Source organism: Streptomyces dangxiongensis (assembly GCF_003675325.1).
Lineage (GTDB): Bacteria > Actinomycetota > Actinomycetes > Streptomycetales > Streptomycetaceae > Streptomyces > Streptomyces dangxiongensis.
The window spans coordinates 3,284,982-3,309,323 of record NZ_CP033073.1; the positions used below are offsets into that span (position 1 = coordinate 3,284,982).

At 70.0% G+C, this 24,342-nt stretch carries 22 protein-coding genes, 4 tRNA genes and 3 pseudogenes; 7 read left to right on the top strand and 22 right to left on the bottom strand.

What is annotated here, in order from left to right:
• Window positions 1–12: 12 nt before the first annotated feature.
• The 8 genes from D9753_RS14490 to D9753_RS14525 all read right to left on the bottom strand — a co-directional run bounded on the left by D9753_RS14490 (window position 13) and on the right by D9753_RS14525 (window position 5,172).
• Window positions 13–1,098, bottom strand: coding sequence for a UDP-N-acetylmuramate dehydrogenase (locus D9753_RS14490; RefSeq protein WP_394346708.1), 1,086 nt, complete (start codon window positions 1,096–1,098; stop codon window positions 13–15).
• 285 nt (window positions 1,099–1,383) lie between these two features.
• Window positions 1,384–2,847 (bottom strand): MFS transporter, encoded by a 1,464-nt coding sequence (locus tag D9753_RS14495; protein WP_121787393.1) that lies wholly within the window; start codon window positions 2,845–2,847, stop codon window positions 1,384–1,386.
• 122 nt (window positions 2,848–2,969) lie between these two features.
• The gene (locus D9753_RS14500) at window positions 2,970–3,533 is read right to left on the bottom strand and encodes a TetR/AcrR family transcriptional regulator (protein WP_205614147.1); all 564 of its coding nucleotides are present in this window, start codon (window positions 3,531–3,533) and stop codon (window positions 2,970–2,972) included.
• 142 nt (window positions 3,534–3,675) lie between these two features.
• Window positions 3,676–4,104, bottom strand: a complete 429-nt coding sequence (locus D9753_RS14505) for a MaoC family dehydratase (RefSeq protein ID WP_121787395.1) — start codon at window positions 4,102–4,104, stop codon at window positions 3,676–3,678.
• Window positions 4,105–4,111: 7 nt separating this feature from the next.
• The gene (locus D9753_RS14510) at window positions 4,112–4,564 is read right to left on the bottom strand and encodes a MaoC family dehydratase N-terminal domain-containing protein (protein WP_121787396.1); all 453 of its coding nucleotides are present in this window, start codon (window positions 4,562–4,564) and stop codon (window positions 4,112–4,114) included.
• Between the two features lie 161 nt (window positions 4,565–4,725).
• Complete coding sequence (gene rpmG, locus D9753_RS14515) at window positions 4,726–4,890, bottom strand: 50S ribosomal protein L33 (protein ID WP_018834916.1); 165 nt, start codon at window positions 4,888–4,890, stop codon at window positions 4,726–4,728.
• 90 nt (window positions 4,891–4,980) lie between these two features.
• A tRNA-Met gene (locus tag D9753_RS14520) sits at window positions 4,981–5,053 on the bottom strand.
• 46 nt (window positions 5,054–5,099) lie between these two features.
• Window positions 5,100–5,172 (bottom strand) — tRNA-Thr (locus D9753_RS14525).
• A gap of 412 nt (window positions 5,173–5,584) precedes the next feature.
• On the opposite strand from D9753_RS14525, the gene D9753_RS14530 reads away from it, so the two are divergent.
• Together D9753_RS14530 and D9753_RS14535 are read left to right on the top strand one after the other, a co-directional pair.
• Entirely contained in the window at window positions 5,585–6,844 is a 1,260-nt protein-coding gene (locus D9753_RS14530) for an amidohydrolase family protein (RefSeq protein ID WP_121787397.1), read from the top strand.
• An 89-nt stretch (window positions 6,845–6,933) separates the two neighbouring features.
• The gene (locus D9753_RS14535) at window positions 6,934–7,590 is read left to right on the top strand and encodes an NAD(P)H-binding protein (protein ID WP_121787398.1); all 657 of its coding nucleotides are present in this window, start codon (window positions 6,934–6,936) and stop codon (window positions 7,588–7,590) included.
• Between the two features lie 205 nt (window positions 7,591–7,795).
• Here D9753_RS14535 and D9753_RS14540 read toward each other — a convergent pair whose 3' ends face one another.
• The 4 genes from D9753_RS14540 to D9753_RS36545 all read right to left on the bottom strand — a co-directional run bounded on the left by D9753_RS14540 (window position 7,796) and on the right by D9753_RS36545 (window position 9,078).
• A complete protein-coding gene (locus D9753_RS14540) occupies window positions 7,796–8,008 on the bottom strand; it encodes a hypothetical protein (RefSeq protein WP_121787399.1) in 213 nt (70 codons plus the stop codon).
• Window positions 8,009–8,217: 209 nt separating this feature from the next.
• Window positions 8,218–8,442 (bottom strand): hypothetical protein, encoded by a 225-nt coding sequence (locus D9753_RS14545; RefSeq protein ID WP_030641125.1) that lies wholly within the window; start codon window positions 8,440–8,442, stop codon window positions 8,218–8,220.
• A 44-nt stretch (window positions 8,443–8,486) separates the two neighbouring features.
• The gene (locus D9753_RS14550; RefSeq protein WP_121787400.1) at window positions 8,487–8,840 is read right to left on the bottom strand and encodes a DUF6233 domain-containing protein; all 354 of its coding nucleotides are present in this window, start codon (window positions 8,838–8,840) and stop codon (window positions 8,487–8,489) included.
• Window positions 8,841–8,988: 148 nt separating this feature from the next.
• Window positions 8,989–9,078 (bottom strand) — tRNA-OTHER (locus D9753_RS36545).
• 168 nt (window positions 9,079–9,246) lie between these two features.
• On the opposite strand from D9753_RS36545, the gene D9753_RS14555 reads away from it, so the two are divergent.
• A complete protein-coding gene (locus D9753_RS14555) occupies window positions 9,247–10,002 on the top strand; it encodes a hypothetical protein (protein WP_121791068.1) in 756 nt (251 codons plus the stop codon).
• Window positions 10,003–10,173: 171 nt separating this feature from the next.
• On the opposite strand, the gene D9753_RS14560 is transcribed toward D9753_RS14555, so the two are convergent.
• Together D9753_RS14560 and D9753_RS14570 are read right to left on the bottom strand one after the other, a co-directional pair.
• The gene (locus D9753_RS14560; protein WP_121787401.1) at window positions 10,174–11,376 is read right to left on the bottom strand and encodes an IS110 family RNA-guided transposase; all 1,203 of its coding nucleotides are present in this window, start codon (window positions 11,374–11,376) and stop codon (window positions 10,174–10,176) included.
• Between the two features lie 978 nt (window positions 11,377–12,354).
• On the bottom strand, window positions 12,355–13,491 hold the full coding sequence (locus D9753_RS14570; RefSeq protein WP_121787403.1) for an IS701 family transposase: 1,137 nt from the start codon (window positions 13,489–13,491) through the stop codon (window positions 12,355–12,357).
• A gap of 279 nt (window positions 13,492–13,770) precedes the next feature.
• Between D9753_RS14570 and D9753_RS14575 the strand changes: the two genes are divergently transcribed.
• Window positions 13,771–14,469, top strand: coding sequence for a PDDEXK family nuclease (locus tag D9753_RS14575; protein ID WP_121787404.1), 699 nt, complete (start codon window positions 13,771–13,773; stop codon window positions 14,467–14,469).
• Here the strand turns inward: D9753_RS14575 and D9753_RS14580 are convergent.
• Both D9753_RS14580 and D9753_RS14585 read right to left on the bottom strand, forming a co-directional pair.
• Entirely contained in the window at window positions 14,427–15,665 is a 1,239-nt protein-coding gene (locus D9753_RS14580; protein WP_121787405.1) for a DNA cytosine methyltransferase, read from the bottom strand. The genes D9753_RS14575 and D9753_RS14580 overlap by 43 nt on opposite strands.
• A gap of 400 nt (window positions 15,666–16,065) precedes the next feature.
• A pseudogene (locus D9753_RS14585) lies at window positions 16,066–16,480 on the bottom strand (GNAT family N-acetyltransferase).
• Between the two features lie 3 nt (window positions 16,481–16,483).
• Between D9753_RS14585 and D9753_RS14590 the strand changes: the two are divergent.
• Window positions 16,484–17,044: pseudogene (locus D9753_RS14590) on the top strand (site-specific integrase); the annotation flags it as partial.
• Window positions 17,045–17,208: 164 nt separating this feature from the next.
• Here the strand turns inward: D9753_RS14590 and D9753_RS14595 are convergent.
• Window positions 17,209–17,290, bottom strand: a tRNA-Tyr gene (locus tag D9753_RS14595).
• 226 nt (window positions 17,291–17,516) lie between these two features.
• On the opposite strand from D9753_RS14595, the gene D9753_RS14600 reads away from it, so the two are divergent.
• Entirely contained in the window at window positions 17,517–18,005 is a 489-nt protein-coding gene (locus tag D9753_RS14600; protein WP_163010702.1) for a YajQ family cyclic di-GMP-binding protein, read from the top strand.
• A 68-nt stretch (window positions 18,006–18,073) separates the two neighbouring features.
• Here D9753_RS14600 and D9753_RS14605 read toward each other — a convergent pair whose 3' ends face one another.
• A complete protein-coding gene (locus D9753_RS14605) occupies window positions 18,074–18,340 on the bottom strand; it encodes a GlsB/YeaQ/YmgE family stress response membrane protein (RefSeq protein ID WP_121791069.1) in 267 nt (88 codons plus the stop codon).
• Window positions 18,341–18,494: 154 nt separating this feature from the next.
• Between D9753_RS14605 and D9753_RS14610 the strand changes: the two genes are divergently transcribed.
• Window positions 18,495–19,748 (top strand): APC family permease, encoded by a 1,254-nt coding sequence (locus D9753_RS14610; RefSeq protein ID WP_121791070.1) that lies wholly within the window; start codon window positions 18,495–18,497, stop codon window positions 19,746–19,748.
• A gap of 55 nt (window positions 19,749–19,803) precedes the next feature.
• Here the strand turns inward: D9753_RS14610 and D9753_RS14615 are convergent.
• From D9753_RS14615 to D9753_RS14630, 4 genes and pseudogenes are all read right to left on the bottom strand, one after another.
• Window positions 19,804–20,197 (bottom strand): annotated as a pseudogene (locus tag D9753_RS14615) (YccF domain-containing protein).
• Entirely contained in the window at window positions 20,194–21,054 is an 861-nt protein-coding gene (gene htpX, locus D9753_RS14620) for a zinc metalloprotease HtpX (protein WP_121787407.1), read from the bottom strand. Before htpX ends, D9753_RS14615 begins: the two are co-directional and overlap by 4 nt.
• A gap of 190 nt (window positions 21,055–21,244) precedes the next feature.
• On the bottom strand, window positions 21,245–22,768 hold the full coding sequence (locus D9753_RS14625; RefSeq protein WP_121787408.1) for an NADH-quinone oxidoreductase subunit N: 1,524 nt from the start codon (window positions 22,766–22,768) through the stop codon (window positions 21,245–21,247).
• Window positions 22,765–24,339: an NADH-quinone oxidoreductase subunit M gene (locus tag D9753_RS14630; protein ID WP_121787409.1), complete on the bottom strand. Its 1,575-nt coding sequence runs from the start codon at window positions 24,337–24,339 to the stop codon at window positions 22,765–22,767. The genes D9753_RS14625 and D9753_RS14630 overlap by 4 nt, the downstream gene beginning before the upstream one ends.
• Window positions 24,340–24,342: the final 3 nt, after the last annotated feature.

Consider the following 24,342-nt stretch of genomic DNA (forward strand, 5'->3'; position numbering starts at 1 on the left):
GGGCCGGTGCGGCTACAGGCTCACGGCGACCGTCACCGGCTCGTTGACCAGCGTGACGCCGAAGGCCTCGCGGACGCCGGCGACGACCTCGCGGGCGAGGGCCAGCAGGTCCTCGGTGGTGGCGTCGCCCCGGTTGGTGAGGGCGAGGGTGTGCTTGGTGGAGATGCGGGCGGGCCCGGTGCCGTAGCCCTTGGTGAAGCCCGCCCTGTCGATCAGCCAGGCCGCGGACGTCTTCGTACGGCCCTGGCCCGCCGGGTAGGCGGGCGGCTCGACACCGTCGCCCAGCCGCTCGCGCACGCGCGCGCGGAACGCGGCGAACCGCTCGTCGGTGAGGATCGGGTTGGTGAAGAAGGAGCCGGCCGACCAGGTGTCGTGGTCCTCGGCGTCCAGCACCATGCCCTTGCCCGCGCGCAGCTTCAGCACGGTCTCGCGGGCGTCGGCCAGCGGCACCCGGTCTCCGGGGTCGACACCGAGCGCGCGGGCCGCCTCGGCGTACTTCACCGGCGCGGACATCCCGCCGGCGTCCTCCAGCTCGAAGCGGACCCGGAGCACGACGTAGCGCTCGGGGTCTGCCTTGAAGCGGCTGTGGCGGTAGGAGAAGGCGCACTCCTCGTCGGCCAGCGTGACGGTCTCGCCGGCGCGCCGGTCGTAGACGGTCACCTCGGTGATCGTCGAGGACACCTCCTGGCCGTAGGCGCCCACGTTCTGGACCGGTGTGGCGCCCGCGGACCCGGGGATGCCGGCCAGGCACTCGATCCCGGCGAGTCCGGCCTCGACCGTGCGGGCCACGGCGTCGGTCCACACCTCGCCCGCCGCCAGTTCCAGGGTCGTGCCGCGCAGCTCGACACCGCGCGTGGCGATGCGCAGGGCGGTGCCGTCGAAACCCTTGTCGCCGATGACCAGGTTCGATCCGCCGCCGATCACCAGCAGCGGCGTACCGCTCTCGTCGGCCTCGCGGACGGCGGCGATCACCTCGGCGTCGGTCGTGGCGGTCAGCAGCCGCGTCGCGGGACCGCCCAGCCGGAAGGTGGTCAGCGGGGCAAGGGGGGCGTCGTGGAGTACCTGCACGGGCCCAAGACTACGAGACACCTGCGACACCTCCGACAGCCCCGCTCGTCGCACAGGCACGGAAGGGCCGGCGACGGCGCCGGGGCCACTCCCCCGCCCGTGGGTGGGGGCGGGGCGGTGAACCGTCGCGCGCGCGTGGGCCTGTCGTGGCCCACGCGCGCGTGCACGCCCGCTTCTGCCGTCCGGCGGTCTCGGCGGTTCGGCCACGGCAGTCACCGGGTCCGCCCCCGGCCGGTCGACCGACCGACCGGCCGACCGGGTACCGGGTCAGCGGGAGACGGTCCCGGTTCGGCGGTAGGTGGCCGTGGCCCCGGGTCAGCGGGAGGTGGTCTCCAGGACCGGTGTCGACGGCTGTCCGGACCCCGGCGCGAGCCGGCCGGCGCCGCGGCGGCCCGGGATCAGCAGGGCCGCGACCGCGGCGAGGGCGACCACCGCCGAGCCGGTGACCAGGGCAGGCCGCAGCCCGTCCACGAAGGACTGCGCGGAGTCGTAGCCACCCTGGGCGGAGAAGATCGACGCCATGACGGCGATGCCGAGCGCGCCGCCCACCTCGCGCAGGGCGTTGTTCGCGCCGGAGGCGACGCCCTGCTCCTGGGGGCGGACGCTGGACATGACCAGGTCGGCGGCCGGGGCGAAGTACAGGGCCATGCCGACGCCGCTGATGATCAGGGCGGGTAGCTGGACGGCGTAGGAGGCGTCCGTGGTGGCCACCCGGGCCATGTAGCCGAGGCCGGCCGCCTGGAGGAACAGGCCCGCGGCGACGACCGGCCGGCCGCCGATGCGGTCGGAGAGGATCCCGGCGACGGGCGCGACGAGCATCGGCATGCCGGTCCACGGCAGCATCCTGAGACCCGCCTCGGTGGGCGAGTAGCCGAGCACGCCCTGCATGTACTGGCTGAGGAGGAAGATCGAGCCGAACATGCCGACGAACATCAGCAGGCTGGCCGCGTTGATCCCGGAGAAGGCACGGGAGCGGAACAGGCGCATGGGCAGCATGGGGGCCGCGGCGCGCGAGCTGTAGAGCACGAAGCCCACCAGCAGCGCTCCGCCCGCCGTCAGCGCGGTCAGGACGACCGGGTCGGTCCAGCCGTCGGCGGGCCCGCGGACCAGGCCGTAGACGATCCCGAAGAGCCCGCCGCTGGCGAGCAGCGTGCCGGGGACGTCGAGCCGGGTGCCGGCGCCGTACGACTCGGTGAGGCGCAGCCGGGCGAGCGGCAGCGCGATCAGGCCGAGCGGAACGTTCAGCCAGAAGATCCACTGCCAGGAGACGTGCTCGGTGAGGCTGCCGCCGATGAGTGGCCCGGAGGCGACGGCGAGTCCGTTGACGGCGCCCCAGATGCCGTACACGGTGCCGCGTCTGGCCGCGGGGACGGCGGCGGTCAGCAGGGTCAGCGTGAGCGGCATCATCACGGCCGCACCGACGCCCTGGACCGCACGGGCCGCGATCAGCGAGCCGATGCCGGGTGCCAGGGCCGCGGCGGCGGAGGCGCCGGTGAAGACGGCGAGTCCGGCGACGAACAGCCGGCGGCGCCCGAAGCGGTCGCCGAGCGCGGCGCCGGTCATGAGCAGGACGGCGAAGGTGAGCGTGTAGGCGCTCACGGTCCACTCCAGGTCGTCCAGCGCGCCGCCGAGGTCCTGGCGTATGGAGGGCAGCGCCGTGGTGACGACGAGGTTGTCCAGGGCCGCCATGAAGCCGGCGACGCTGGTGATGACGAGGGCCCACACGGCACCCGCGCGGGAGGGTGTGGTGGTGTCGGGTGCTGCGGTCTTGTGTGGCATCGCTCCCCCTGAGCGTGATTCCGGTTAGTTATCAGTGACTAACTTCCGCGGCGATGCGTTGCCCCAAGGGCTGCGATGCCCGGTGGGAGGACAGACGTGATGCCCTCCCGGTCGCGGTACGCCTACAGGTGGCCCTTGAGGCGGGCGGAGGGGTAGAGCCCCTCCCACACCCGGTGCGTGGGCGGGAAACCCATGGCCACGAGGCAGTTGATGAGCATGCCGTACGCCAGGAAGTCGGTCGTCCCGTCGACGTCCGCGCCGAGCGCCAGCCGTACGGTGTCCCACAGCCGCATCCAGCCGGCGCGCACGCCCTCGCCGAACTCGCGGTCACCCTCCTGCTCCGCGGACGCCACGGCGACGTACATCTGCATCTGCATCATCAGCCGCTCGGGCCGTTCCGCGATGACCTTGGTGTACGCGTTCGCCATGGCGTGCAGGGCTTCCTCGCCCCGCAGCCCCTCCGCGGCCTCCTCGAAGGTGCGGATGGTGTCCTCCACGCAGCGCTCGGCCGCCGCCAGGAAGATCGCCTTCTTGCCCGGGAACAGCCGGAAGAGGTACGGCTGCGAGACACCGACCCGTCTGGCGATCGCCTCCGTGGAGGTGCCGTGGTAACCACCGCGCGCGAACTCGGCGGTCGCTGCGCGGACGACACTCTCGCGCCGCTCCGCTGCGCTCATCCTGGGCATGCGGCAGAAGTTAGTACTCAATCACTAACTTGGCAACCTCGCTCCGCGTGCGGGGGTATGCGTAAGGGGCGCCCGTCGCATGCGTAAGGGGCGCCCCCGAGGGAGGACGCCCCTTGACCTCCGCACCGCACACCGCCGGCCGTCAGGCCAGTCGTACGACCGCCCGGGACATGCCCAGCACCTTCTGGCCGCCGCTCCTGGCGATCAGGTCGACGCGCACGGTGTTGTCGTCCAGCTTCGCGGCGACCTTGGCGCTGACCTCGATGAGGGCGCCCTGGTCATCGTTCGGGACGACGACGGGCTTGGTGAAGCGGACGCCGTACTCCATGACCGCGCCGGGGTCCCCGGTCCAGTCGGTGACCACGCGGATCGCCTCGGCCATGGTGAACATGCCGTGCGCGATGACGTCCGGGAGGCCCACCTCCTTGGCGAACTTCTCGTTCCAGTGGATCGGGTTGAAGTCCCCGGATGCCCCCGCGTACCGCACGAGCGTGGCGCGGGTCACGGGAAAGCTCTGCGCGGGCAGGTCGGTGCCGACCTCGACGTCGTCGTACGCGATCTTCGCCGTCATCGTGTCCTCACGCCTCCTCGGCCGCGCGGGCCACGAGCTTGGTCCAGGCGGTCACGACGCGTTCGCCCGTCTCGTCGTGCACCTCACCGCGGACGTCCAGGATGTCGTTGCCCGCGAGGGACTTGATCGCCTCGATCGTGGAGGTGACCGTCAGCCGGTCGCCGGCGCGCACCGGGCGGGCGTAGGCGAACTTCTGGTCGCCGTGCACCACGCGGCTGTAGTCCAGTCCCAGCCGCGGGTCCTGGACGACCTGCCCGGCAGCCCGGAACGTGATGGAGAACACGAACGTCGGCGGGGCGATCACGTCGGGATGACCCAGTGCCTTGGCGGCCTCGGGGTCCGTGTACACCGGGTTGGTCTCGCCCACCGCCTCGGCGAACTCGCGGATCTTCTCCCGGCCCACCTCGTAGGGCTCGGTGGGCGGGTACGTCCGCCCCACGAAGGACTGGTCGAGCGCCATGGCCCGCACCTCCTGATGTCTGCTGTGCTGGCCCCAAATTAGCCGGAAACCGGCCGGGGAATGCGCAGGGGACCGGGCGCGGGCGGCGGCTGGGTGGGAGCCGGGGAAAACGCCGTGAGGCCGCCCCCACGGAAGGGGACGGCCTCACGGACGAGCCTGTTTTATCGCGTTTCGCGATGCGCGGTGTGCGCATTGCAACGCGGGCAGTGCTTCTTCATCTCCATACGATCCGGGTTGTTACGCCGGTTCTTCTTGGTGATGTAGTTCCGCTCCTTGCACTCCACGCAGGCCAGCGTGATCTTCGGGCGGACGTCGGTGGCAGCCACGTGAGTGCTCCTAAGACGAACGGATGGACTGGTTCAACGCAAGAAAGAGTAGCCGATCGAAGGACCGACCCCGCAATCGGCTACTGTCAGTAGCGGTGACCGGACTTGAACCGGTGACACAGCGATTATGAGCCGCTTGCTCTACCGACTGAGCTACACCGCTTTGATGAGATCAGCCCCCGCCTTGCGACGGGAACCTCTCACACCAGAGCCCCAAAACGGAATCGAACCGTTGACCTTCTCCTTACCATGGAGACGCTCTGCCGACTGAGCTATTGGGGCGAGCGATGAAGACATTACACGGTCCGCCGCCGTTCACCCAAATCCGTATCCCACCGCACACCCCGGCCCGCTTCCCGGGCCTCTCACCAGCCTCTCGACCTCGGACGGGTCGCACGCCGGACCGCCGGGCGCGGGAGCGCCGTCGGGCGTGGTGGGAGCGCCGTCGTGCGTGGTGGGAGCGCCGTCGGGCGTGGTGGGAGCGCCGTCGTGCGTGGCGGGGACCACGCGAGGGAGGCGTCCCGTGCGCTGCGCCACCCGGGGCGGACCACGCCGGTACGACTATTGCGCTCCTCCGCGCCCCGCGCGGCTCGCCACCCTAGGCTCGACCCACTCTGCGTGATCTTGGGGCGTGCACGACCCGGGATCCCTCACCCCGGTCCGGCCGAGCCCCCGGCCCCGACCCTGGAGCGCGATGCCTGACAGCCAGCCGCAGCCGCACCCGCCGTCGAACTCGCCGGGCTCCTCCGGGCCGTCCGGTCCGGACGCCCTCCTGCTCAGCGGCGCCCGGCTCACCGACGGGCGGACCGTGGACGTACGACTGGGCGGCGGACGCATCGAGGCGGTGGGCACGACCGGCAGCCTCGCCCGGAGCCCGGCCCGCACGGCCACCGTGGACCTGAACGGCTACCTGCTCCTGCCGGCCCCGGCCGAGCCGCACGCCCACGGCGACACCACCCTGACGGCCGAGCGCCCAGGCCCGGTGTCGTACGCGCCCGAGGACATCCAGCGCCGGGTGACGGAGGCGGCCCTGCTCCAGCTCGGGCACGGTGCGACGGCGGTACGCGCGCACGTGCGCGTGGGCGACGTCCAGGGGCTCGGCGCGCTGGTCGCGGTCCTGCGGGCGCGGCGGTCGCTGCGAGGACTCGCGGAGCTGACGGCGGTGGCGATGCCGCGGCTGCTGACCGGAGTGGCCGGGGCGGACGGGCTGGCGGTGCTGCGGGACGCGGTGAAGATGGGCGCCTCCGTGGTGGGCGGCTGCCCGGACCTGGACCCGGACCCCACCGGCTACGTGGAGGCCGTCCTGGAGCTCGCCTCCGAACACGGCTGCCCGGTGGACCTGCACACCGATGCCGCCGACCCGGCCCGGCTGTCCCGGCTCGCGGCGATGGCGGGCGGCCTGCGCCCCGGCGTGGCGATCGGGCCCTGCGCCGGTCTCGCGCGCCTGCCCGTCGAGGCCGCCCACCGGGTCGCCGACCAGCTCGCGGCGGCCGGTGTGGCGGTCGTGTGCCTGCCCCAGGGCGGCTGCGGCAGCGCCGACCGGCGGGGCTCGGCCCCGGTACGGCTGCTGCGTGCGGCCGGGGTGCGGGTGGCGGCCGGCAGCGGCGCCCTGCGTGACGTCTCCAACCCCGTCGGCCGCGGCGATCCCCTGGAGGCCGCCTACCTCCTCGCCTCCGCCCACGGCATGCGCCCGCAGGACGCCTACGACGCCGTGTGCGCCTCGGCCCGTACGGCACTGGGCCTGCCCGAGGTCCGCGTGGAGGCGGGCTTCCCGGCCGAACTCCTCGCCGTACGCGGTGACCGTCTGGCCGGCGCCCTCTCCCTGGCCTACAGCCGGATCGTGGTGCACCGGGGCCGGGTGGTGGCCCGGACGAGCGCGGTGCGCGAGTACTGCAACTCGGCGGCGACGGCGGAGCTGGGGCTGCCGCGGCAGGGGCGCGGCGAGCCGTCCTGAGCGTCCACACGCGCGTACGCCCGGCGCGCTCCGTGCTCGCCGGACCGCTTGTGCGGCGGATGCGTCTTCTCGGGCGTACGGTCGGAATCATGCGCATTGTCATTGCTGGTGGTCATGGTCAGATCGCGTTGCGGCTGGAGCGCCTGCTCTCCGCGCGCGGAGAGCAGGTGGCGGGCATCATTCGCAAGTCCGAACAGGGCGACGATCTCCGGGCGGCCGGTGCCGAACCGGTCCTGCTGGACCTGGAGTCGGCCTCGGTGGAGGAGGTCGCGGCGCACCTCCAGGGGGCGGACGCGGCGGTCTTCGCGGCCGGCGCGGGTCCGGGCAGCGGTACGACCCGCAAGGACACCGTGGACCGGGGCGCGGCGGTGCTGTTCGCGGACGCGGCGGTACGCACGCGCGTACGGCGCTTCGTGGTGGTGTCCTCGATGGGCGCGGATCCCGCGCACCAGGGCGACGGGGTCTTCGATGCGTACCTGCGCGCCAAGGGCGAGGCCGACGCGTACGTCACCCGGCAGGAGGCGCTCGACTGGACGATCCTGCGCCCGGGTTCGCTGACGGACGACGCGGGCACCGGGCTGGTCCGGCTGGAGGCGCACACGGGTCGCGGCGCGATCCCCCGGGACGACGTGGCGGCCGTTCTCGCGGAGCTGGTGGACACCCCGGCGACGACCGGGCTCACGCTGGAGCTGGTCGGCGGTTCGACGCCGGTGTCGGTCGCGGTGAAGTCGGTGGCCGGGAACTGAGGGCCGGGCCTGCGGGACCGGCCGGGCGGCGCGGTAGCCGGTCGCCGGTCGCCGACCGGTCGTACCCGCTGGGCTGTGGGGAGTTGACGGGCCGACGAGTCGGTGGGCTGTCGGGCGGCGGGACGTAGGGCGCCGGCGGTGTCCCGCTGTGCCGCCCCGCTTCACGACGTCCCGTCAGAGGCCCTGTCGCCGCCAGACCTCGGCGTCAGAACAACGGTAGCTGGCCGGGGAAGTCCGGCAGGACGTACCCGTCCAACGACGGTTGGGCCGCCCCGAGTCGCGCCGGCTGCCGGGAGCCCGCACAGGAGACCAGTTCGGCGCTCTCCCGCGTCCCGGGCGGGTCGTGCCGCGCGAAGCGGCCCGCGACGACGGCGATCTCGCGGTGGCACACGGGGCAGGTTCTGCGTCGGGAGGACATGCCCGCCAGTGTGCCCCGGACGGGCCGTCGACGCGCCGGGGCCGGGCACGGGGTGCGCCTGCCCGGGTCGAGGTGACGGCGGCGCGGGGCATTCGGCCGCGTGAGGCGGGCGGCCCCCAGGGCGGTGGTACGGGGCACGTCCGCCGCGTGGGGCGGGCGGCTGCGTTGGGCCACGTCTGCCGCGCGAGGCGGGGCGGCGGGGCGTCCCGTCACGTGCGGGTCTCCGCCTCCCACCTGTCGGGCCCCACTCCCCGCCAGTCGATCAGCGGGGAGTCGGCCACCTCTTCCGGTTCGATCTCCAGCCCCGCCCGGCGCAGGAACTCCACCAGGTCCCGCACGTTGTGCGCGAGGCCGAGGATCTCGCCGTCCACCCGGACCCGGCGACCGCCGGTCGGGGACGGCAGGTGCACGATGATCGGACGTTTCCCTGCCATGGCTCCAGCATCATCCGGACCGCTCGGGCACGCACCCGGGCCGGTCATTCGAGAATCCCCAGCGTGGTGTCCGGCCGGCACAGCGGGCACGCGGGGACGCCTTCCTCGGTCAGGGCGCGTACCGCCTGCTCGCGGTCCACGCCCTTCGCCCGCCCCCCGGCGGCCGTACAGCCGCCGGTGTGGACGAACACCGCGCTGCGGCCGTTGAGGCCGCGCTCGACGGCCCACTCCGCGGCTGCCTGCCGGACGGTGAACCGACGCTGTCGTTCGGCCTCCCGGCGTTCCTCGTCCGCGATCCAACGATCCATCAGCGCAAGCTGCCGGGCAGCCTGGTGTTCGACGACACGGCGGGCGAAGCGCAGCATGTCGAGACGCGTCAGCGGACGGTCATCGTTCACATGTTCGATTCTAATGACGCCGAGACGGAGCGCGACAGCGGGGACCCGTCCCACCTTCGGCCATCGGCCTCGACCGGACGGCCCGGACAGCACAACGACGAGGGCCCCGTGACCTGCTCTCGCAGGTCACGGGGCCCTCGTTCCCGTGTGGCGGCGCCAGGATTCGAACCTGGGAAGGCTGAGCCGGCAGATTTACAGTCTGCGCGACCGAAGGCGCCTGACCTGCAAAATCACCACCCCGAGGCGCACAACCCCAGGCCTACCCCATGAAGCATGGGTGCGCCCACTGAGCATCGCGAGGGACAACGGGCTGGGTCGGCGGTCCCCGAGACAGGAATCCTGTCCACCTGGCCTATCGCGCTAATTGCTGTGCGCTGCAACGCTGCGCACCGGCACCCTTGCCTCTATGACGAGGGTTGAGCAAGACAACACGCGGGCCGCCGCTGGCCTAGAAGCATTGACAGAGCTGCTGGAATCGGGTGTGGCGGCCTTTACCCCTGCCTCGGAAGACCAGCGTCCGTTCCTAGTCGGATGGGGCCTGCTGGCAGCCCTCCACGGTCAGGCGTCCGCCGTGGTACTGCTTCATCGCAAGGGGTTCGGCCACGAGGCGGCCCCCAATCGTCGTTTGATGATCGAGTACATGGCGCAGATTCAATGGCTGGCGAGGGACAGAGGGGACGCCGTCGAATCTCTGAATAAGGCGTTCCAGCACACTCAGGACAAGCTACGCAAAGCGATCGACCAGGGCGGCATCTTCTCGTACGACGACGAGGTCGCTGCGTCGGCTGACGCAGTCGCGACGGCTGTCATCGCGCCTAACGCCGCCAACCAGTACGCGAACACCAGCAAGCTCCTGAACAGCCTGGCGACCAAGGGCCTGCTGGAAGTCTGGCTCAGTGAAACACAGCTGTCGCACTCGGGCCTGACGGCCGCTCAGGCATTTCGCGATGACTCCGGCGAGGCGGTGCGACTGCTTGCACGGCCGGAGTATGGGAAGGCTCCCGACCCAAGCGAGCGTTCGCCACTCATGGCCTGCCTGCTGCTTCACCTCGGCATGCAGGCGTTCAACGACTTGATGGCGGGCCGGCCCTGGACTGCAGACCTTGACCGCATCGGGCGAGAGGTGGGGCTGATCGAGGACGAAGGCCCTCCTGGTTCCTGACGCGAGTCACCAAGTGGTTGCTGTGAAGCCGCCCCCAGTAGCGCCGTCTGACTGGCAGATTTACAGCGGACTCCGCGCAGTGACGCTTCGGTTGTCCGGCGGGCAGGATTGGGCTAGGGCTGGCCGTGTCGGGCAGCCATCAGAATCGGGGGGGTGCCTCTATGTTTTTCGTCAAGCGAGGCGTGGGGTCCTGGGCTCGTAGAAGGTCCCGTCGCGGAGCATGGCGAAGAGGACGCTGATGCGGTGGCGGGCGAGGCGGAGGAGGGCCTGGGTGTGGGTTTTGCCTCTGGCTCGGCAGCGGTCGTAGTAGGTGCGGGAGGCGGGATCGTGGAGGGCGGCGAACGCGGAGAGGAACATCGCGCGTTTGAGCTGTCGGTTCCCGCCTCTGGGGGCGTGCTCGCCGTGGATCGAGGACCCTGACTGTCGGGTGGTGGGTGCGAGGCCGGCGCAGGAAGCCAGGTGGGCGGCGGTGGGGAAGCTGCTGCCGTCGCCGACGGTGGTCAGCAGGACTGCGGCGGTCCTGACACCGATGCCGGGCATCGAGGTCAGGACCTGGGAAAGAGGGTGGGCCTCCAGCAGGGCCTCGATCTGGGTTTCCAGGGCCCGGCGTTGTGCGTGGACGGCGGCCAGTGACTTGGCCAGCGAGGGCACGATCACGTCGAGGGTGCCCGTTCCCGGGACCACGACGGTCTGCTCGTCGAGCGCGTCGAAGATGTCGTCGACCAGCCGCTGGGCCATGCGTGGGGCCCTGGGGCGGACTACTTCAACGAGTTTGCGGCGGCCGGCCTTGCGCAGGGCTTGCGGGGAGCCGTATCGCTCCAGCAGCCAGGTGATGGCGGGGTGGTCCAGGCGCGGGCCGAGGACGCGTTCGAGGCTGGGGTGGAACTGGGTGAGCAGGCCGCGGATGCGGTTGGAGGTGCGGTTGGCCTCCCCGGCGAGGTCCTGGTCGAAGCCGGCCAGCATGGTCAGCTCGGCGGTGATCTCGTCCGTGAGGTCGAGGGAGCGCAGGGTGTGGGGCATGGTGCGGGCGGCGTCCGCGATGACGGCCGCGTCCTTGGCGTCGGTCTTGGCCTCGCCCGGGTAGAGGTCGGCGATCCTGCGCATTGCGAGTCCCGGCAGGTAGGCGACCTGGCAGCCCTCGTCCCGGGCGACGGTCAGCGGCAGGGCGCCGATGGAGGCGGGCTGGTCCACGATCACCAGCACCCGGCCGAACTTGTCACGGAGCTTGTCGAAGACGGCCCGCAGTTTCGGTTCGCTGTTGGGCAGCGGCTTGTCGAAGATCTTCTTCCCGGCCGAGGTGAGTCCGCGGCCGTGATGGCTGCTCTTGCCGACGTCCAAACCGAGGAAGACGCCCGTCTCGTCGATGTCGATCACCGTGCCCCCACATGTCCCGATCCGTGCCGGCCTCGGCGGCGGGGCCGTTCGCGCGCATCCACGATATGCAGACCTGCCGCCCGCAAGCGGCCGGGCATCGCGCCCGGCCGGGTGGTGGTCGGACCTCTGATCAGCGTCTGTGACGGCACCCCTCAGGCCCGGTGACACCACCCCCCAGGTCATCCCATCGACAGGGGGCAACAGTCATGCCGGGCCCGGAGGCCAGCGGCCCTCTTGCAGGACCGCGAAGAAGATAACGGGGGGCGGCGGTGGCGCACAACGGGACGCAGGAGACCTGCGAGAGGTGGGCGCAAAAGGCCTATTCGGTACTGGTTGGTGTGGCTCGCAGCTACCACGCGGTCATCACCTACAAGGAACTAGGAACGGAGGTTCAAGAGCGATCTGGCATCCACACCCGGGCCCCATTGCAGTACTGGATTGGCTCGGTCCTGGGGAAGGTGGTCCGCGAAGCCCACAGAAGAGGTGACCCGCCACTGACGGCTCTGGTCGTGCACAGTGACGACGGCATGGTGGGCGAGGGCTACAAGGAAGTTCTTGAGGTCGCGGGACAGCCACCCGTGCACGACGTGTTGGACCGAAAACGGCATGCCGCTGAGGCTCGGCTCGACTGCTACCGAAGATTCGGCGCAACTCTGCCTCCAGGCGTAGGGGTGCGCGTGCTCGCTCCCAGGTACCAAGCGACCATCAAGCGGCGGCGCGCCCGGACTGCTGAGCCGCCGCCTGTATGCCGCGGCTGCTTCGTCCAGCTCCCGGCAACTGGCGTCTGCGACTCCTGCAACTAATACTGCAGCCGCAGTTACGGGGGTCGGTGGCCTCGTCGGCGGTAGTGGCTGAGGCGGGCGCGGTGTTGATGACGGCGTCGCCAGTATGACCAGTGCAGGATATGACCGGCTTCGTGCCGGACGGCGTGGGTGAATCTGCTCAGCAGGCGGCGGATCTCGTTCACGCTCAGTCGGATCAGGTCGCTGCCGTGTCCCCCTTTTCGTGAGCGGTGGCCCGGACCGCAGCCAGGTGAGCGGCGGCCGCCATGGCCAGGGTGATGTGCCGGTACCAGGCCGCGTACTGACGGACTTGGTAGTGATCCAGACCCGCCTCGTTCTTCGCGGCCTGGAAGCACTCCTCGATCGCCCAGCGGGCCCCGGCAGCGTGGACGATCTCGGCCGGCGCAGTGTTCGCGGGCGCGTGCACCAGGTAGTAGGCCCGTTCGTCGTCGGCGAGGGACCGTCGGATCAGCAGTGCGTCTTCGAAGCCGTCGTCGCCCTCGCCGGGCAGCGGGACCAGGGCCCAGGCGTATTCACGCAGGCCGTGCGCACCGTCACCGGCGGAACGGATCTCCCAGGCATGTTCCGGCAGGATCGCCGAGACGGTGCGGGCGTTCTGCCCGCGCGGCCCGCACCGGTGCTTGCCGGAGATCGCCAGGACGTAGCTCAGGCGCTGCCCGGCCAGCCAGCGGCGCAGGACGGGGTCCTGGCCGTAGACCTCGTCGCCGGTCACCCAGCGAAACGGCACCCTCGCGGCAACCGCCCGCTCCAGCATCGCGCGGGCCAGCGCGGGCTTGGTGCGGAAGACGACCTCGGCGCCGATCCTCGCATCCGCCCGGCGGGCCGGATCCTCGATCCAGGAGGTGGGCAGGTACAGCTCTCGGTCGATCAACGCCCGCCCCTTCGTGGAGGCGTAGGCCAAGAACACCCCTAGCTGACAGTTGTCGATCTTCCCGGAGGTGCCGGTGTACTGCCGCTGCACGCCGGCCGACCGGGAGCCCTTCTTGATGAAGCCGGTCTCGTCCACGGCCAACACGCCGTCCTCGGCGCCCAGATGTTCCAGCACGAAGCCGCGAACCTCGTCACGGACCGCGTCGGCGGACCAGTCGGCCTGGTTCAGCAGCCGCTGCATGCCGTCCGGGCACAGCTCACCGGCCTGCTCGGCCAGCGTCCAGCCGTTCTTGCGTTCCAAGGGTGCAAGCAGTCCGCGCAGATACTCCCTTGCCCGCCGACGTGGCTCGGACCTGCGGAAATACCCACCGATCCGAGCATGCAGTGCGTCCAGACCGGTCGCCCAGCGGTGCACCTCATCAACCGTGACGTCCCCACCCATGCCCAGCTCAACGAGCAGCCAGACCAACCGTCACAGCAACTGCGGCTGCAGCACTAAGGCAGATTCACAGCGGGCCCAATTCACCCTCTTTGACCTGCGACTTTCCGTGTACCGCCTGCTGCGGGGGACACCTGGAGGGAAACAGAGCTAGGACAAGGGGTCTACTGCGGACGCCCATGACGGGCGAATAGACATCGCCCCAAAGGCCAATAAATAGGTCATAAAGGGCTTATATTCAGTCTGGCCCCAGCAGGCCGCAAAGGCTGCCATGATGCGATCATGAGCGTTCAGGACGACCAGCGCGAGAACCAGATGATTGACCGGTTCAACCTTGAGGTGCCGGAGGACCGGAAGAGGTCAGACATTGACGCCTATCTGACCATCGACGGTCAGACAGTGGCTTTTGAGCTTAAGTCAGCCACGAGTAAAGGCGTGTCGACTGTGCGCGATCTCGGGCCGAATCACTTTGCCAAGTGGAAGAACATCCACTGGATTTTCGGCGTATACAACCGAACGGGCACTCGCCTCCTGCACAGCTACTATGCGTCACCGGATGACATGACTCCTTGGATTTCCAGCAAGGAAAGGTATGTTCGTCCGGACATCGAGCTGGCCGAGCACGCCATGCGTGGAATTTCCGTCGACTCAGTGACCAACCTCTTCGGTGAGAAAGATTTCTACACCAAGGAGGAGGCCAAATTGATCATGAAGAATCAGTGGTCAACAGCGCAGTATGTGGAAGCTGCGGATCTGTCAGTAGATAGGGAGCTGCGTTATTCATTGGATCGCATGGTAGAGATAATGCGATCGCGCTCCTACTACGTCATGTCTCGTGGTGCCACACTCAACAACCCGCACATCCCACTGTCCTACATCGAGAAGCTGCCGAAAATCACGACAGAGCCAGCGATCACTTTGCGTAACCTTGTGCGTGCCTACTTGGAGAGCACCTCGAGCACGGATGAGGCCACAGCGTAAGCAAGTGGCGGTGGCACGGCGTTGCCGATCTGGCCTAGGGCCATGTACGTGGCCCCAACAAAGGGCCAATCTTCAGGGAAGCCTTGGATCAGCGCAATATCAGGAACCGATAGGCGGAAGTGGCCGTTCTTGGCCACGAAGGCTCGTGCGGAAGCACGGTCGGCAGCGACCCCGTTAGGCCAAATCTGCAGGCTTTCGAACTTGCGTTGCGCTGCCACGCTATTAAGGATCGAGGTAGTGTGACGCGGTCCGGTCAGGCTGCTGCGAATGGTCGGGGAGAGGTCGTCAACGCCGATATCCGGGAGGCCCAGGGCTTCCCGGAGACCCATGCAGCGCTCGCCTTCTGTGATAGATGCGTCTCCCCAATAGTGGGTAGACTGGGGAGCTTTCCACCCATTAGCCATCTTCTTCGTCCGGAAGCCGATGAAGAATACTCTTCGCCTAACCTGCGGAACTCCGAAGTCGCTCGCCTGCAGAATGATTTTCTGAATGTGGTAGCTACCCGACAATGGCGCCATAATGCTCGTAGAGACATACTCTGAGAACTTAGGGCTGGCAAGAGCCGGAACGTTCTCCCCGATGAATGCCGCAGGACGAATCTCCTTCACGGCTCTGACGAACTGCGGCCACATGTCTCGCTCGTCCAAGTGACCCTTTTGGCGTCCAGCGTTGGAAAACGGCTGGCAGGGCGGTCCACCATGGAGCAAGTCCACCTCACCGCGCCATTGCTTGAAGTTGGCTCGCCGCACATCGCCGTCTGTCTCGCCGCTGAAGACAGCCCAATCACTTCGTGCCTTCCGGAGCGTGTCACCGGCTTCAGACATGATCTCGAAAGATGCCGTATGGCTGAAGCCGGCGCGCTCGACTCCAAGATCGAGCCCTCCGCCACCACTGAACAAGGAAAGAGCGGACAGTCCCTTCCCGTCCCGCTTCGGCATGAGGTCTAGAGGATGGAATTTCGGAACGTTGATTTCATGGAGAGGAGCTGGACCTTCGCCGGCCAGCGCTGAACGCCGGGCCTCTCGAGACTCCCGCGACATCCGTCGGAACTTCTCCCGCTGGGCCTCCGTCAGATCACGGGGCTGGTGAAAAGGGGAGGTGCTGCGGATCCTGCTCGGCACGATTGGCCCGTCAGCCCCCTCGGACTCGATAGAGGTGTCGAAGAGGCTGTGCTGCTGGATGGGGCGCTCAGGCATGCCGTGCATCCTACGAGACGCAAGAGCATTTGTCAGCTGTGTGCTGCGGCGGGCCTCTGACCTGCTCGTACACTCTCCTGAATGCTTCCCCCGTACCGCTCATGGCCGCAAGATGGCCGCGAAGGGCTATGCGCCACGTCACCACCGGCAGTAAGCCACAGTCGCATCGTCCCCGGATTTGTAGCGTGGCCACCGGCGGCCGGTCGGGTCCGTCGCCTCAATCTTGCGTACGGTCTCGATGATGTGGAGAGAGTTGTACCGCGCTGGTAGCCCAACGGTTTTCAAGGCCATCCGCTTCAACTCGATTCGACAGAGTGACTTGCGCCTATGCCTGCGACGTAGCCTTACCGGCTTCTTCTTGGCCGCAGGATGGCCACCAGAGGTGCCGAACGGGGCCGCCTCAAGCAGCGAACGGGAGTCGTGCGGGAGTCGGGGTGCGGTCCGTGAATCCATGATCCGCCGGCTGTGCCGCGCGCTGAGCGAGCCACCCGGAGACTCGCGGTCCGCCGTTCACCGCAGTCCCTTGCCGGACCGTACGAACGTGCGTGAAACCCTGCGCGAGGTAGTACCGCTGAAGCCGCTCATTCGTCGTCCAAGCGTCCAGCCGGACCCACTGGGCACCCGCCCGGTACGCCCGGTCACCGGCCCAATCGAGTAGTCGCCCCCCCGAGGTTCCGGCCGGCATACTCGCGCGCCACCGTGAGCTTGTTGACGAACATCGACGGTTCGGCAAGTTCGTCATCGGTCCAGAGACCTTCTTCGGCATCCGGGGTGAGCGTGATCGTCCCCGCGGTTGCCTGTCCGTCGCGGAGCATGAACACGGTGCGGCACGGCCGGCGGAAGTCATCGGGCTCCGGTTACAGGATTGCGAGCTGCCCCGCCGCGGGTGGGGAATGCTGCGGCTCCGGGAGACCAGCCCGCGCTCGGGCTCCGCCTGGACCGACAGCGGGGAAGCGCACGACCGGCGCGGCCTCAAGCACCGGCCTCGGAAAGCGGTCCGCGCCGTGCCGATCCCGCCCGATCTCGTGAGTCTGTTGCGCTGGCACGTTACGGCGTACGGCGTCGCCCCCGACGGCCGGCTGTTCCGGACGCAGCGGGACGGGCTCATCCAGGACACCGGATACGGCGAGGTGTGGGCGGAAGCCCACGCGCGTGCTCTCGCCCCTGCTCAGCGCGCGTCGCAGTTGGCCAAGCGTCCGTATGACCTTCGCCACGCGGCTGTGTCGACGTGGCTCAGCTCGGGCGTGGAGCCGCAGGTCGTCGCCGCGCGCGCCGGCCACTGTGTGGCCGTGCCGTTCCGGGTCTACGCGAAGTGCCTGGACGGTGCCGCGGCCACGGCGAACGCCCGGATCGAGCGAGCGCTGAAGAACGGCAGCTAGAGAGCCTGGAAGCTGCCCCACGCCTGCCCCACGCGCACTGATCAACACGCGAATCAGGGTGAGACACACTGGGAAAAAGCGCTCAAATCGGCGACACTTACCCGGTGAACGACGAAAGGGTCCGTGATCAGCATTGCTGCTGGTCACGGACCCTTTCGGTCGTGTGGCGGCGCCAGGATTCGAACCTGGGAAGGCTGAGCCGGCAGATTTACAGTCTGCTCCCTTTGGCCGCTCGGGCACACCGCCGGGGTTGTGCTGCCGTTCGCACCCGCTTTCGGCGGTGCTCCCCGGCAACGACGTAAACAATACCCGATGCGTGGGGGTGGTTCGCCACCCGATTGATCGCCACGTCTCGGGCCACGGGGTGGCTAGGCTGGTGCGGATGCGGCCCGGTGCCCACCGGGCCCGGCGGTCGCCGCCGCGCACGCCGGCACGCATCCGATACGCACCCCGATACAAGGAGCCACAGGACATGGCCGACTCCAGTTTCGACATCGTCTCGAAGGTCGAGCGGCAGGAGGTCGACAACGCCCTCAACCAGGCCGCCAAGGAGATCTCGCAGCGCTACGACTTCAAGGGCGTGGGCGCCTCGATCGCGTGGTCGGGTGACAAGATCCTCATGGAGGCGAACTCCGAGGACCGGGTGAAGGCCGTCCTCGACGTCTTCCAGTCCAAGCTGGTCAAGCGCGGCATCTCCCTGAAGGCGCTGGATGCGGGCGAGCCGCAGCTCTCCGGCAAGGAGTACAAGATCTTCGCGTCGATCGAGGAGGGCATCTCCCAGGACAACGCGAAGAAGGTGGCGAAGATCATCCGCGATGAGGGCCCGAAGGGCGTGAAGGCCCAGGTCCAGGGGGAGGAGCTGCGGGTCAGCTCCAAGAGCCGCGACGACCTTCAGACCGTGATCGCCCTGCTGAAGGGCAAGGACTTCGACTTCGCGCTCCAGTTCGTGAACTACCGGTAGGCCGGGGACGACGAAGAGGAAGGGCGGGCACCCGTGGGTGCCCGCCCTTCCGTGCTGTCGTGCCGTGCTCAGTCCCGTGAGTTGCCGAACAGCAGGCGGTAGACGATCAGCAGTACCAGGGAGCCGCCGATGGCCGCCGCCCAGGTTGCGCCGTCATAGAAGTGCTTGCTGATCGGGTGGTCGAGCCAGCGGGAGGAGATCCAGCCGCCGAGGAAGGCGCCCGCGATGCCGATGAGGGTCGTACCGATGAAGCCGCCGGGGTCGCGGCCCGGCAGGAGGACCTTGGCGATGGCTCCGGCCAGCAGTCCGAGGATGATCCAACCGATGATGCCCATGCCGTGAACCTGCCCTTCCGCGCTGTGTCCGCACGGTCCGGCCCCCGGGTTCGTGCCGAGGACGGCTGTGCGCCGCGCGCGTGTTCGTGCCGTGTCGGTGAAGAGGACGTCACGGGACCGTCCGGCGGTTGCCGCGATCAGTAGGGTGCGGCGCATGACACGTACCGGGCCCGGTCTGCGCCGCACCCTGGGCGTGCGGGACGCCGTGGTGGTGGGCCTGGGCGCCATGGTCGGCGCCGGTGTCTTCTCGGCGCTGGGACCCGCCGCGCGGGCTGCCGGGCCGGGGCTGCTGCCCGGACTGGCCGTCGCCGCCGCGGTGGCCTACTGCAACGCCATGTCCTCGGCCCGGCTCGCCGCCCGCCATCCGGCGTCGGGCGGGACGTACGTGTACGGCAGGGAGCGGCTCGGCGCCTTCTGGGGGTATCTCGCCGGCTGGGCGTTCGTGGTCGGCAAGACGGCCTCCTGCGCGGCCATGGCGCTCACCGTGGGCGTGTACCTCTGGCCGGGTCAGGCGCACGTGGTGGCGGCCGCGGCCGTGGTGGTGCTGACGGCCGTGAACTACGGCGGTGTCCAGAAGTCGGCGTGGCTGACGCGGGTGATCGTGACGGTCGTGCTCGCCGTGCTGGCGGCCGTGGTCGTCGTGTGCCTCGCCTCCGGCCGCGCCGACGCCGGCCGGCTGGCCGTCGGTCTCCCGTCGGGGGCCGGCGGGGTGCTCCGGGCGGCCGGGCTGCTGTTCTTCGCGTTCGCCGGGTACGCGCGGATCGCCACGCTCGGGGAGGAGGTGCGCGATCCGGCGCGCACGATCCCGCGGGCGGTCCCGTCGGCCCTCGGGATCGCCCTGGCGGTGTACGCGTGCGTGGCGGTCGCGGTGCTCGCCGTCCTCGGTGCGGCCCGGCTCGGGCAGGCCACCGCGCCGCTGGCCGACGCGGTGCGGGCGGCCGGGGTGCCGGGGCTCGTCCCGGTGGTGCGGGCCGGGGCGGCGCTCGCCGCGCTGGGCTCGCTGCTGTCGCTGGTTCTCGGTGTGTCCCGTACGACGCTCGCCATGGCCCGGGACGGGCACCTGCCGGGCGCGCTGGCGGCCGTGCATCCGCGCTTCGGGGTGCCGCACCGGGCGGAGCCGGCCGTGGGCGCGGTGGTGGCCGTACTGGCCGCGACGGTGGACGTGCGCGGCGCGATCGGGTTCTCGTCCTTCGGCGTGCTGGCCTACTACGCCGTCGCCAACGCCTCGGCCTGGACGCTGAGCCGGGCTCCGCTGTCGCGTGTGGTGCCGGCGGCGGGTCTGCTGGGCTGCGCCCTGCTGGCGTGCGCGCTGCCCGTGGTGTCGGTGGCCGTGGGCGCCGGGGTGCTCCTGGCGGGCGCGGCGGCCTACGTCGTACAGCGCCGGTGGGCGGGCGGGCGCGGACCGTGACACGCCGTCAGCGCGCCTGGCGGGCCGCCTGGCGGAGCTGCGGCGACGGTGTCGGTCAGCGGGCGGCGAACGGCTCGTCGGTGCGGACGATGTCGCGGCCCAGCGGCAGCAGGGAGACCGGGATCAGTTTGAAGTTGGCGATGCCGAACGGGATGCCGATGACCGTGACGCACAGGGCGATGCCGGTGGCGATGTGGGCGAGGGCCAGCCACCAGCCGGCCAGGAGCAGCCACAGGACGTTGCCGACGCAGGAGGGGGGCGCCCGCGTCGCGGCGCTCGACCGTGGTGTACCCGAACGGCCAGAGGGCGTAGACGCCGATGCGGAACGCGGCGACGCCGAAGGGGATGCCGATGACCGTGACGCACAGCAGGACGCCGGCGAGCACGTAGCCGAGGAACAGCCAGAAGCCGCTCAGGACGAGCCAGATGACGTTCATGATGGTCTTCACTGACGGCCTGCCAACTTCTCGAGCCGGGCGATGCGCTCCGCCATCGGGGGATGCGTGGAGAACATCTTGGACAGCCCCTGGCCCGGGCGGAAGGGGTTGGCGATCATCATGTGGCTCGCCGTCTCGATCCGGGGCTCGGGGGGCAGCGGAAGCTGCTTGGTGCCGCTCTCCAGCTTGCGCAGGGCGCGGGCGAGGGCGAGCGGGTCACCGGTTAGCTGGGCGCCCGAGGCATCCGCCTCGTACTCGCGGGAGCGGCTGACGGCCAACTGGATCAGGGTGGCGGCGAGCGGCCCGAGGATCATGATCAGCAGCATGCCGAGCAGGCCGGGACCGTCGTCGTCGTCCGACCGGCCGATCGGGATCAGCCAGGCGAAGTTGACCAGGAACATGATCACCGAGGCGAGGGCGCCGGCGACCGAGGAGATGAGGATGTCCCGGTTGTAGACGTGGCTCAGCTCGTGGCCGATGACGCCGCGCAGTTCGCGCTCGTCCAGCAGGCGCAGGATGCCGTCGGTGCAGCACACGGCCGCGTTGCGCGGGTTGCGGCCGGTCGCGAAGGCGTTGGGGGCTTCTGTCGGCGAGATGTACAGCCGGGGCATGGGCTGGCGGGCCTGCGTGGACAGCTCGCGCACCATGCGGTACAGCGCCGGGGCCTCGAACTCGCTGACCGGGCGGGCGCGCATCGCGCGGAGCGCCAGCTTGTCGCTGTTCCAGTACGCGTAAGCGTTCGTACCCAGGGCGACGAGGACCGCGACGATCAGTCCGGCGCGTCCGAAGAAGCTGCCGATGACGATGATGAGTGCGGACAGTCCCCCGAGGAGTACGGCGGTCCTGAGCCCGTTGTGCCGGCGGTGCACGGTGCGCCCTCCAAGTCGTACAGCGGGGAACACTCTGATCCAGTGGACCCTCCCGCTGGTGACAACGCCAGGCGGCTGTCGCGAGTTCCCCGGTGCCTGCGGCGGCACGCGTCGGCCGTACGGGTGGCGGGCCGGTACGGCGTGGCGCGCGCGAGGCGGCACGAGTGCCCCGCGCGCGCGTGGCGACTCCTCAGAAAAGTCCGGTGGCCGCGAAACGGAGGACCGCCTGCGGTGCTCCGGACAGGGCGACGCCGAGCATTCCGGTGAGGGCGATGGCGGCCGTGAGGGGGGCCGGGACGCGGTGCCGCGTGGGCTCGCCCTCGGGGGCGCGGAACAGCAGGGCCGTCCACTGGAGGTAGTAGAAGAGGGCGATGACGACGTTGACGGCCATGACGACGGCGAGCCAGCCGAGGCCCGCGTCGACGGCCGCCGAGAACACGGTGACCTTGGCGAACAGGCCGATGACGCCCGGCGGCAGCCCGGCCAGGCACAGCAGGAAGAAGGCCAGGAGCAGCGCGGTGAGCGGGTTGGTGGCGTACAGGCCCCGGTAGTCGCTGATCCGGTTCAGGACGCGGCCGCGGCCCACCAGGGCGGCCACCGCGAAGGCACCGAGGTTCACGGCGGCGTACATCAGGGCGTACGCGACCGTGGAACCGATCGCCTTCTCGGGGTCCTCGGTGTATCCGGCGGCGGCGATCGGCACCAGCAGGTAGCCGGCCTGGCCGACGGAGGACCAGGCGAGCAGCCGTACGGCGCTGTACGCGCGCGTGGCCTGCTGGCGCAGGGCGGCGACGTTGCCGACGGTCATGGTGAGGGCGGCCAGGACGGCGAGCGCGGGCCCCCAGACGTCGGCGTACGACGGGAACGCGACGACGGTGACGAGGATGAGCCCGGAGAAGCCGACGGCCTTGCCGACGACCGAGAGGTAGGCGGCGACGGGCAGCGGGGCGCCCACGTAGGTGTCGGGCACCCAGAAGTGGAAGGGGACGGCGGCCGTCTTGAAGGCGAAGCCGACGAGGGTGAGGACCACGCCGGTCCGGGCGAGGGTGTGCAGCTGCCCGTCGACGAGCGGCAGCCGCTGGGCGATCTGGGTGAGGTAGAGGGTGCCGGTGGAGGCGTAGACGAAGCTGACGCCCATCAGGCTGACCGCGGTGGCGGTGACCGAGGACAGGAAGAACTTCAGGGCGGCCTCGGAGGACCGCTTGTCGCCGTGCCGGATGCCGACGAGCGCGAACGCGGGCAGGGAGGCGACCTCCAGGGCGACGATCAGGGTGGCCAGGTCGCGGGAGGCGGGCAGCAGGGCGGCACCGGCGGAGGAGGACAGCAGCAGGAACCAGAACTCGCCCGCCGGGACGCGCCGCCGCTCGTCGTCCAGGTGGGTGACGGAGAGCAGGGCCGCGAGCAGGGCGCCGCCGAGGACGAGGAACTGGATGACGAGGGTGAACCGGTCGGCGGTGTAGCTGCACGCGCGCGCGTGGCCGCCCGTGCAGAAGGTGCCGCGGTCGCCGTCCAGGAGGGGCAGGAGCAGCAGGGCCGCCGCGGCGAGCCCCGCGACGGACACCCAGCCGAGGACGGCCTTGCGGGACTCGGGCAGGAACAGGTCGGCGACGAGGACGCCGAGGGCGACGACCGCGGTGACGACGGGCGGGGCGACGGCGAGCCAGTCGACGGACTGGACCACCGACTGGGCGAGCGGCTGGGCCAGGGCGCTCATCGGGTGCCTCCTGCGAGGAGCTGCTGCACGGCCGGGTCGGTGAGGCCGAGCAGGGCCCTCGGCCACAGTCCGGCGACGACGGTGAGGGTGACGAGCGGGGTCCAGGCGGCGAACTCGTACCCGTGGACGTCGGCGAGCCGCGGGACCTCCCGCTCGGCGCCGCCCATGCAGACGCGGCGGACCACGATCAGCATGTACGCGGCGGTGAGCAGGGTGCCGAACGCGCCGATCGCCATGAAGGTGAGGAAGGCCGGCCGGCTGAGGCCTGCGGCGGGCCGGAACGACCCGAAGAGCGCGAGCATCTCGCCCCAGAACCCGGCGAGGCCGGGCAGGCCGAGGGAGGCGACCGCGCCGAAGGCCAGCAGACCGCCCAGACGCGGTGCCCTGCCGTACAGCGCGGCACCGGTTCCCTGGGCGAGGGTGTCGAGGTCGGTGGTGCCGGTGCGGTCCTTCAACCCGCCGACCAGGAAGAACAGCAGGCCGGTGATGAGGCCGTGGGCGATGTTGGCGAACAGGGCGCCGTTCACCCCGGTCGGGGTCATGGTGGCGATGCCGAGCAGGACGAAGCCCATGTGGCCGACGGAGGAGTAGGCGATGAGGCGTTTGAGGTCGCCCTTCGCGCCTCGCCTGGCGAGGGCCAGGCAGGCCAGGGATCCGTAGATGATCCCGACGACGGCGAACGCGGCGAGGTACGGCGCGAAGGTGTGGAAGCCGTGCGGGGCCACCGGCAGGAGAATCCGGACGAAACCGTACGTACCCATCTTCAACAGGACACCGGCCAGCAGGACGGAGCCGACGGTCGGCGCGGCGGTGTGGGCATCGGGCAGCCAACTGTGCAGCGGCCACATCGGCGTCTTCACCGCGAGCCCGATCCCGATCGCCAGAACGGCGATGACCTGCACGGACGCGGTCAGCGACCGGCCGTTGTCAGTGGCGAGTGCCACCATGTCGAATGTGCCCGCCTTGATCCCGATCAGGAGCAGGCCGAGCAGCATGACGACGGAACCGAGCAGCGTGAACAGGATGAACTTCCACGCGGCCCGGGCCCGGTCCCCGCCGCCCCAGCGGGCGATGAGGAAGTACATCGGGATGAGCACCATCTCGAACGCGAGGAAGAACAACAGCAGATCGAGGACGGCGAAGGTCGCGAGGGTGCCGGACTCGAGCAGGAGCAGGAGCGCGACGTACGCCTTCGGGGACGGGCCCGACGGCGGCTTGGAGTAGGAGTACAGCGCGCAGAGGAAGGTCAGCAGCGCGGTCAGGACCAGAAGGGGGAGGGAGATGCCGTCGGTGCCGAGGTGGATCCGCACGTCGAGGGCGGGGATCCAGCTGATGTCGGTCGTGGCCTGCATCTTCGACGGGTGGTCGTGGTCGAAGCCGAGCGCGAGGACGACCGCGGCGACGAGGATCACGCCGGTGACGGTCACGCCGTGCCGGAGCACGGCCTGCTCGGGTGACTTCCCCTTCAGTCCGGGCGGTGCCGGGAGGAGGGCGGCGACGGCGCCGAGGAGCGGGCCGGCGACGACGAATGCCAGAAGGAACTGCATCACGGATTCGTTGATATCGAGCACGCC

Coding starts and splice junctions, on each gene's coding strand:
- D9753_RS14495 (WP_121787393.1), bottom strand. CDS start 2,847: ATGCCACACAAGACCGCAGCACCCGACACCACCACACCCTCCCGCGCG.
- D9753_RS14500 (WP_205614147.1), bottom strand. CDS start 3,533: ATGCCCAGGATGAGCGCAGCGGAGCGGCGCGAGAGTGTCGTCCGCGCA.
- D9753_RS14505 (WP_121787395.1), bottom strand. CDS start 4,104: ATGACGGCGAAGATCGCGTACGACGACGTCGAGGTCGGCACCGACCTG.
- D9753_RS14510 (WP_121787396.1), bottom strand. CDS start 4,564: ATGGCGCTCGACCAGTCCTTCGTGGGGCGGACGTACCCGCCCACCGAG.
- D9753_RS14530 (WP_121787397.1), top strand. CDS start 5,585: ATGCCTGACAGCCAGCCGCAGCCGCACCCGCCGTCGAACTCGCCGGGC.
- D9753_RS14535 (WP_121787398.1), top strand. CDS start 6,934: ATGCGCATTGTCATTGCTGGTGGTCATGGTCAGATCGCGTTGCGGCTG.
- D9753_RS14540 (WP_121787399.1), bottom strand. CDS start 8,008: ATGTCCTCCCGACGCAGAACCTGCCCCGTGTGCCACCGCGAGATCGCC.
- D9753_RS14545 (WP_030641125.1), bottom strand. CDS start 8,442: ATGGCAGGGAAACGTCCGATCATCGTGCACCTGCCGTCCCCGACCGGC.
- D9753_RS14555 (WP_121791068.1), top strand. CDS start 9,247: ATGACGAGGGTTGAGCAAGACAACACGCGGGCCGCCGCTGGCCTAGAA.
- D9753_RS14570 (WP_121787403.1), bottom strand. CDS start 13,491: ATGGGTGGGGACGTCACGGTTGATGAGGTGCACCGCTGGGCGACCGGT.
- D9753_RS14575 (WP_121787404.1), top strand. CDS start 13,771: ATGAGCGTTCAGGACGACCAGCGCGAGAACCAGATGATTGACCGGTTC.
- D9753_RS14580 (WP_121787405.1), bottom strand. CDS start 15,665: ATGCCTGAGCGCCCCATCCAGCAGCACAGCCTCTTCGACACCTCTATC.
- D9753_RS14600 (WP_163010702.1), top strand. CDS start 17,517: ATGGCCGACTCCAGTTTCGACATCGTCTCGAAGGTCGAGCGGCAGGAG.
- D9753_RS14605 (WP_121791069.1), bottom strand. CDS start 18,340: ATGGGCATCATCGGTTGGATCATCCTCGGACTGCTGGCCGGAGCCATC.
- D9753_RS14610 (WP_121791070.1), top strand. CDS start 18,495: ATGACACGTACCGGGCCCGGTCTGCGCCGCACCCTGGGCGTGCGGGAC.
- D9753_RS14625 (WP_121787408.1), bottom strand. CDS start 22,768: ATGAGCGCCCTGGCCCAGCCGCTCGCCCAGTCGGTGGTCCAGTCCGTC.